An 8,244-nucleotide genomic window follows, 5' to 3' on the forward strand; every position below is an offset into this window, starting at 1 on the left:
TTAAAAATACATATTTTGAATTAAGGTGAATAACCGAAATGAACTTACATTTTTGTTGCCTGAATTTTTATTGTTTCCGTTTTCAATCCTTTCCCGTTTACTTTCAATTCAATTTCACCGGCTTCTTCAAGCGATTGAACCGTTACCACCAGTTTTCCGCTGAAAGCCTTCATCGTGGGTTTGTGAAACATTTCAAGAGAAGTGGCATCGCCGTTGCAAACCACTTTAAATTTTCCGGCACCGGAAACATCAAAATTGAGCTGGTTGTCGGCAGTCGGGCAGAGGTTTCCATCTTTATCAACTACCGAAACGGTAATGTAGCTCAGGTCTTTTCCATCGGCTTCAATTTCGCTGCGGTCGGCTTCCAGTTTCAGGTGATGCGGTTTCCCGGCGGTGTGCACTTCTTTTTCAGCCACCGGATTTCCGTCATCGTCAAACGCCACCACTTTTAACGTTCCGGGTTCGTATTTCACATCTATCCACATCAGCCGGTAGCGGTGTTGTTTGGTTTTCTCTTTTGTTTTGGTTTGAATGCCCTGGCTTTTTCCGTTCACAAACAGTTCGGCGCTGTTGTAGTTGGTATATACAAAAACGGGCGTGATTTCGCCTTTGCGGTTTTCCCAGCCTGCCTGCCGGTCAGGCAGGTTCCAGTGCGGCAGAATGTGCAGCGTTTCATCATCGGTATTCCATCGGCTGCGGTAAAGATAGAACCGGTCTTTGGGCAACCCGGCTAAATCGCAAATACCGAAATAGGAACTGCGTGCAGGCCAGGCTTCGTTATAAGGAGTCGGTTCGCCCAGGTAATCGAAACCAGTCCACACAAATTCGCCAATTACCCAGTCGTAATCGTCCTGCCACACAAAATCTTCATCCGGTACGTTCGACCAGCGGCAGGCTTCCAAGTCGTAAGATGAGCTTTGGAAATCGTCGTATGTTTTGTGTTTATATTTTTCCACAGGAAATTTATAAATGCCACGGGAACTCACTGTGGAAGCGGTTTCTGAGCCCAGAATAAATCCCTGTGGAAACACGTCGTAAGCTTCGTCGTACAAATGCAGGCGGTAGTTCAAGCCGGGGATGTCGAAAATCGCTCCGAATCCGTTTTTCATGGTGTTTGCTACCTGATCCATTCCAACCGTTACCGGGCGTGTGTGGTCTTCACGGTGAAAAATGTCCTGTAACCATTTGGCGCGCTTTACTCCTTCGTTGCCCCACTGGTCGGGCACTTCGTTGCCGGCGCTCCACATTACTATGGAAGGATGATTTCTGGTGGCACGAACCAAATTCATCACATCTTTTTCGGCCCATTCATCAAACCAGCGGTTGTAGCCATTTTTCACTTTTGGTTTGGCCCACTCATCAAAGCTTTCGGCCAGCATCAGTATTCCCATTTCGTCGCAAAGTTCCACTTGTTCTATCGACGGCATGTTGTGAGCCGAACGAATGGCATTGCAACCCATGTCTTTTAAAATGGTGAGTTGCCGTTTGAGCGCCGCCCTGTTTACGGCTGCTCCCAGTGGGCCCAGATCGTGATGAAGGCAAACGCCCTTAAATTTAGTCACTTTGCCATTCAATACCAGGCCTTTCCCGCGTTCATACTCCACAGTTCGAATTCCAAAACGGATGGTTTGTTCGTCTTTCAGTTCATTTCCCTGGTACAATTTCATGGTGGCAAAATAGAGATTGGGTTCTTCAAGGCTCCAGATCTTGGGATTGGGAACACCGATGTTTTGCTCAATTTTGTTTCCGAACATTTTTTCTGACGAGCAAGTCGCCACAATATTTCCATCCGCATCTTTGATTTCCGTTACCAGTTTTACATTTTCACCATTTACTTCGGTTTTAATGTTCACCTGTGCCATTTCTTCTGAAACAAAAGGAGTGGTAATAAATGTTCCCCAATGTTTGAAATTCACCTCATCCTTCACAATTACCTGGACTTTTCGGTAAATTCCGGCACCCGGGTACCAGCGTGATGAGAAGGGCAGGTTCTCCAAACGAACTGCCAGCAGGTTTTCTTCGTCTTCTTTTAAATAATCAGTTATATCAAAATAGAAATAGGCATAACCGTACGGATGATTTCCCACTTTTTCGCCGTTTATCCAAACGTGGGCATCGCTCATGGCGCCGTCGAAAGTCAGCAACACTTTTTTGCCTTTTTCGAATTCAGGAACCTCAAAAATTTTGCGGTACCAACCCACGCCAATGTGCGGCAAAGCCCCGGTACGGCCGGTTCTCAGCCGGGCTTCCTCTTCCAGGTCCTGCTCCACGCGAACCTTTTGCGCATCAATTGTTTTATCGAACGGACCTTTGATGGCCCAGTCGTGAGGTACCGAAACAATTTCCCAGTTTGCGGTGGTGAGTTCAGGATTTTCAGCACCTTCCACATCCCGGTTGATGAATTTCCAGTTGTCTTCCAGCGAAAGAATTGTGCGGGGCGTATTGTTTTGAGAGAAACTGATTGTTGCAATCAAAAGTGAAAGAATTGTCAAAATAATTTTTTTCATGGTAATAGGTTTATGAATAATTACTGTAATCAAAGAGATATTTTTTCTTTATGCTTGCAAACACATACAAAAATAACCGGAATTTTAAACGACCTGCTGTCAATGTGTGCTTTTTGGAAATTTTTATTTTGCTCTGTTGTTTTGTTGAACACCTTTCTTGTTATCATTTTAATTTTAAAAATCGTACGCCGCGAAATAGGCGTAGTAGTTGCCAGGCTGCGAAATAAATCAGGAATCAGTACAACACCTCAGTTTTTAGATAGAAACATATAAGCAATTTGAGAATTAACTTTCAGCTTTTTGCCTGATTTATATTTAACAAAATTAAATAATTTTGTATTGGAAAAGTCGTTAAAAATAAACTGCGAAATGGAAGAGAAGACCTTTTTTTATAAACTTTTGCTTGATGGAAATTTCGATTTTTGTCATGATGATTGTAAAATAAAAGAATTCAGTGAAATGTCACTTTTTGAATTGATTGAAAAGACAAGGGGAATGAGTTCTATGGAAATTAGAACCATAATCAGCAGGCATGAAGATTGCCTGAGAAATTACTGGCGTAAATCTGCCAGTTAAATTTGCTTTCCCTGTTTCTGTTTTGCAGTTTTCTGAGAAAATTTACCAGTCATCAGTTCTGAAAGGTGATGCCGGAAGGCCTTCTTTGTTATAAAGATTGGCTCCTTCGGGATTGTCGGCCCAGGCATAACGCACGGCAACAGGATTTTTTATTTCAGGGCTCCAAACGATAACTTTGTTTCCTTTGATTTTTGCTTTTGCCCACACAAATTTTTTATCTGCTCCGGCTACAGCAAATTGTTTCAGCTTATCACCTCCTTTTGCCACAAGACCGCTGCCTGCATTTGAAAATGTTAGTTCAGCCATTTTTTCATTGATTTTCATGGATTGAAAAATGGGGCCAGATGCTACCAAATCATTTTCGTTGTAAGCGGTTTTGCGCGCTGCGAGTGCCAGGCGTTTGGCCACATCTTTTTTGTTCAGCGGGTGAATGTCGTTCCATTCGCCTAAGTCGATTGCCACGGTCATGGCAGTGTTGGGCAATTCCAACGCTTCCATCTGTGCTTCGCGAGTGCGTGCCCAGTTGCTTTCGGTGGGGTGGTTGTAGGTTCTCATGAAATTATGAAGCTGAACAAACAGGAACGGAAAATTGCCTTGGTTCCATTTTTCCCGCCAGTTTTTTATCATGGCGGGGAACAGTTTGGCATATTCATCGGGCCGGTTGGTATTCGATTCGCCCTGGTACCAAACGACTCCTTTAATGGAGAAGTTGGTTAGCGGGGCAATCATCCCGTTGAACAGGCCGGTGGGTTTCCACCGAACGAAAGTCTGGCCCGGTGCAGGTTCCATTTCAGCTCCCAGCCGGTAGCGCCACTTTCCTTTTAAATCAATTTTAGAATCATCAGCCCGCAGTTCGTAAGGCTTGTCGGGGATAAATCCGCCGCGGCCGTTGTTGCTGACTACGCGCACAACAATGGTGTTTTTACCTTCAACCAAAACATTTTCAGGAATCTGATATCTTCTTGGCGGGTACTGGTAACCCACCGAACCCACAAATGTGCCGTTTACAAAAACCGAGTCGGCATCCACAATGCGGCCCATGTTTAGCAGGGCAGGTTTTCCGGCCTGTTCAGCAGGTAGTTTAATAGTTTTCCGGAACCAGACGACACCGTTTACCATGCCCAAATCCTCATCGACCCAGTAACCCGGAATTTTCATTTCCGGCCAGTTGGAATCGTCCAGGTCAGGTTGGTGCCAGGTGGATTTCGGGTTTTGGTAGCCTTTGTCTTTTTGATTCAGTTTTGAATACCAGGCAGCGGATTTTTTTTGATCGGTTGCCTCAACTTGGCGGATATATTCCGAATCTTTAAACTTTTGAGCCTCCTGATAATGATTGGGGAATTCTTTGATGGCCTGTTCGCTTATCCATGCTTCAGCCGGCGAACCACCGAGGCTGGAACGAATAATACCCACCGGAATCTGGTATTGGTGGTACAATTCATTGGCAAGAAAGTAAGCAATAGCCGAAATCCGTAGAATATTCTCCTGACTGATGTTTTCCCATTTCCCTGAGGGCAAATCTTTTTGCGGTGAATTGAAATCGTAGGCCGTGGGAACCGCAAAATACCGGATGTTTTCGTTGCCTGCATTTCTGATTTCTTCCTCGTAAAGCGGACTCACACGGTTCATGTCGATATCCATTTGCGACTGGCCCGAGCAAACCCACACATCGCCAATCAGAATGCTATTCAGCGTGATAGTATCGGATGAAATGATTTGCATGGTATGCGGACCGCCGGCTTTCAGGTTGGAGAGATTTACTTTCCATTCGCCTTTTTCATTTGATGTGGCGGAGTAAAAATCATTTAAAAAATGAACCTTAACTTTTTTGCCGGGTGTCGTCCATCCCCAGATTTTTACTTCGGTATCCCGCTGTAAAACCATTCCGTCGTTCACCAGTTTGGGAAGTTTTACCTGTCCAAAACCGGTAATGGTGAAAAAGAAAAGAATTACTGAAAGTATAAAATTGGTTTTATTAGGCATTGGAATTTCAATTATTCAAAGTTCATTCATAAATTGCGGAACAGTTCCATGTTCAAATTTAAATTGAATTTTTGGCCTGAATAGTACATTTCCTCCCATGTTTTGGCTTCTTTGGCTGTGGCACTCATTCTTCCCAGAATGGCCGAAAGCGTTGAATTTGCTCCCGAGTGTGCTTCATTTATCAGGTTGCCCAACTCGATACTTTCAATAAATGCTTTCACTTTGTTGGAAGTGGAGTCATATAGTGCCGAGGTAAAAGCGCCTGATGCCCGTTGTTCTTCAGTCGGTTCGCCTTTCACAACGCCTGAATCCCACGGATTTTCACCTTCGATAAAAACCCCGCGGCTGTAATGTGCTTCGGCAATACCTTTTGTACCGATAAACCGGGCACACACATCGTTAAACGCCGGCCCGATTTGCGTGGAATGAATACTCACATTCCGGTTGGCCGGGTAGCCGTAAATGGCCTGGTAATTGGAGAACGTATTGCCATAATCGGCACCACCTGTGCGGTTGCCGTTGCCCACTGCATTTTCGGGATGCTCATTCAGCACCCAGTTGCACACATCCAGCATGTGAATTCCCTGATCGAGCAAAATGCCTCCTGAAAGTTCTCGAAAATAGAAGTGGTTACGAATCATGAATTCATCCATAGAATCGCCAACCGGCTGCACCGGTTCTTTTTTGAGTGATGAAATGTAGTACAACTGTACATTTGCCACTTCGCCAATATCGCCGCGACGGATTCGATTTGCCATTTCAACATACGGTGTGGCATGGCGGATTTGAAAACCGATGGCTACACTCACTTTCCCATCAGCCTTTTCGCCGGTGCGGATGACTTTCCGGCAACCTTCCACATCGGGCGAAACCGGTTTTTCGCAATAAGCATGTTTGCCTGCCTGAACTGCAGCTTCCAGAAAATCGGGGTGGGTGTAAGCGGGCGACGAAATTAGCACTGCATCTACATTCGGATCGTTTATCAGGTGCATGTAGGCGATGGGACCTTTGTATATTTGCGATTCGTTTATGGCTACGCCGCCGTTGTCGGTGTTCAGTTTGTCGAACACCGGCTTTGCTTTTTCGAGTTGGTAATTAAAGAGGTCGGCCATGGCAACAATTTGCGCATTGGCATTTCGAACCATGCTCGAAATAACGGCAGTTCCGCGGTTACCGCACCCGATTATTCCCAAACGGATGGTGGAATTGGCCCGGCTTCCGAAAACAGTGGAGGGTTTTAAAATGGTGAGTGCAGAAATGGCAGTTGTGGAGGCCACAAAGTTTCTTCGGTTCATTGGTTTCATAATAACAGGTTTAAGTTTTAAATCAATAACAGAAAACTACTTTTCGTGTACAATAATCTGTTTATTGTCTAACTCGACTAACTCGTAATTTTCGAAAAGAACAATTATTTTTTCAAAATGAGTTTCGAATAGCGTCAATAACTGATTATTGACAATGTTCCCAGTCGTCACAAACAATAATTTAGGTGGAATTTTCTTTATCACATGAGAATCAAAAAAATCAGCATCTTTGGTCACAACAATATAGTTTTCTTCCAAAGCAATTTTTCTGATTTCATTATCTGTTGTACGTTCTTTATTTTTCAGATTATCTGTATGAATGACATCATATCCTTTGTTTTTGAGCAAAAGCGCCAATTTGTATGGTAAGTTTGCATCAATCAGAAATTTCATGCCACAATTCTGTGAATGGTTTTAACTTTTGACAGCTTTGAAGCAAATGCCAGACAGGCATTAATGTCTTCTTTTTCGAGTGCCGGATAATCATCCAGTATTTCTTCAGTTGTCATACCGGCAGATAATAAATCCAAAATCAGGTCCACCGTATAACGTGTATTCCGGATCGTGGGACGTCCCTGACAGATTTCCGGGTTTAAAGTAATCCTGTTTAATAATTTGTCTTTCATCTTTTTTATCAAATATACGCAGAAATACTAAGAGTTCAAATAAAACAAAAAAAGCCGGGCAACAGCCCGGCACTTATGCTAAAATGGGGTGTGAAACTGTACTAAAACAGTTTTTTGAATCCTACCACGTTTTTTACCTCCTGTAATGTTTTTGCAGCCGATTCGCGGGCTTTTTCAGCACCCCGTTTCGCCACTTTTGCAAGATACGTATCATCTTCCAGAATCGCAATAATCCGTTCGCGAATTGGTGTAGTATATTTGATAATGTCTTCGGCCAGTTGTTTTTTCATGTCGCCGTAACGGATTTCGCATTTGTTGTATAATTCGTTGAAATGCCGCACCGTATCGGGTTCCGAAACAATTTCCATCAGTGTAAAGAGGTTTTGCACCGGCTCCGGTTTTTCCTGGTTCATTTCGGTGGGGCCGGCATCGGTAACGGCGCGCATCACTTTTTTGCGAATCGATTTCGGCTCTTCAAACAGGTTGATGGCGTTTCCTTCCGACTTTCCCATTTTGCCGCTGCCGTCGAGCCCCGGAACTTTAATCATGTCTTTTCCGTCGAACGTGTAGGGGCGCGGAATCGGGAACACGTCGTTTTTGTACATCCGGTTAAAGCGTTTGGCAAATTTGCGGGCCATTTCCAGGTTTTGTTCCTGGTCTTTTCCCACCGGCACAAAATTGGCTTTGTGAATGATAATGTCGGCGGCCATCAAAACCGGGTAGGTGAGGAGCCCGGCGTTCACATTCTCGGGCTGCTGGCGCGCTTTGTCTTTAAACGAAGTAGTGCGCTCCAGCTCGCCGAGGTAGGCGTTCATATTCAGGATAGTATATAATTCGGTCACTTCCGGCACATCGCTTTGGATGTAAATGGTGGCTTTTTCCGGGTCGATACCGCAGGCCAAATATTCGGCCAGCACCTGTTTCACGCCCGACTGCAAATCTTTTGGAGTGGGGTGCGTGGTGAGTGAATGAATATCGGCAATAAAAAAGTAGCAGTTGAAATCTTCCTGCATGCGCACAAAATTGCGCACTGCCCCAAAATAGTTGCCGAGGTGTAAATATCCTGTGGGTCGAATCCCACTTAAAACTGTCGGTTTATTTGTCATTTTTTCCTGATTGTCAAATTCGGATGCAAAAATAGACAATCGGCCCCAAAGTAAAAAACCACGCCCAGAGGACGTGGCTTTGGGATAACCCCTGGAAGGGGATGAAAATACCTTTACCCTCAGAGAAGGTAAAAGCTTGTTA

The 8,244-nt window shown here is 44.5% G+C and carries 6 protein-coding genes; all 6 read right to left on the bottom strand.

The genetic code is table 11. The features are described 5' to 3' along the window. Positions 1–44: 44 nt before the first annotated feature. Complete coding sequence (locus BUC07_RS07300) at positions 45–2,507, bottom strand: DUF4982 domain-containing protein (protein ID WP_073167937.1); 2,463 nt, start codon at positions 2,505–2,507, stop codon at positions 45–47. A 618-nt stretch (positions 2,508–3,125) separates the two neighbouring features. Next, entirely contained in the window at positions 3,126–5,066 is a 1,941-nt protein-coding gene (locus tag BUC07_RS07315) for a sialate O-acetylesterase (protein ID WP_083578147.1), read from the bottom strand. 26 nt (positions 5,067–5,092) lie between these two features. Next, positions 5,093–6,370, bottom strand: a complete 1,278-nt coding sequence (locus BUC07_RS07320) for a Gfo/Idh/MocA family protein (protein WP_175552486.1) — start codon at positions 6,368–6,370, stop codon at positions 5,093–5,095. 36 nt (positions 6,371–6,406) lie between these two features. Further along, the gene (locus tag BUC07_RS07325; protein WP_073167909.1) at positions 6,407–6,763 is read right to left on the bottom strand and encodes a DUF5615 family PIN-like protein; all 357 of its coding nucleotides are present in this window, start codon (positions 6,761–6,763) and stop codon (positions 6,407–6,409) included. After that, complete coding sequence (locus tag BUC07_RS07330) at positions 6,760–6,996, bottom strand: DUF433 domain-containing protein (protein WP_073167911.1); 237 nt, start codon at positions 6,994–6,996, stop codon at positions 6,760–6,762. The genes BUC07_RS07325 and BUC07_RS07330 overlap by 4 nt, the downstream gene beginning before the upstream one ends. A gap of 101 nt (positions 6,997–7,097) precedes the next feature. Further along, positions 7,098–8,102 carry a tryptophan--tRNA ligase gene (trpS, locus tag BUC07_RS07335; protein ID WP_073167943.1) on the bottom strand — a complete coding sequence of 335 codons (1,005 nt, stop codon included), beginning with the start codon at positions 8,100–8,102 and terminating at the stop codon, positions 7,098–7,100. Between the last annotated feature and the right edge of the window lie 142 nt (positions 8,103–8,244).

The sequence above is a fragment of the Tangfeifania diversioriginum genome, from assembly GCF_900141875.1.
In the GTDB taxonomy this organism is placed as follows: Bacteria; Bacteroidota; Bacteroidia; order Bacteroidales; family Prolixibacteraceae; genus Tangfeifania; species Tangfeifania diversioriginum.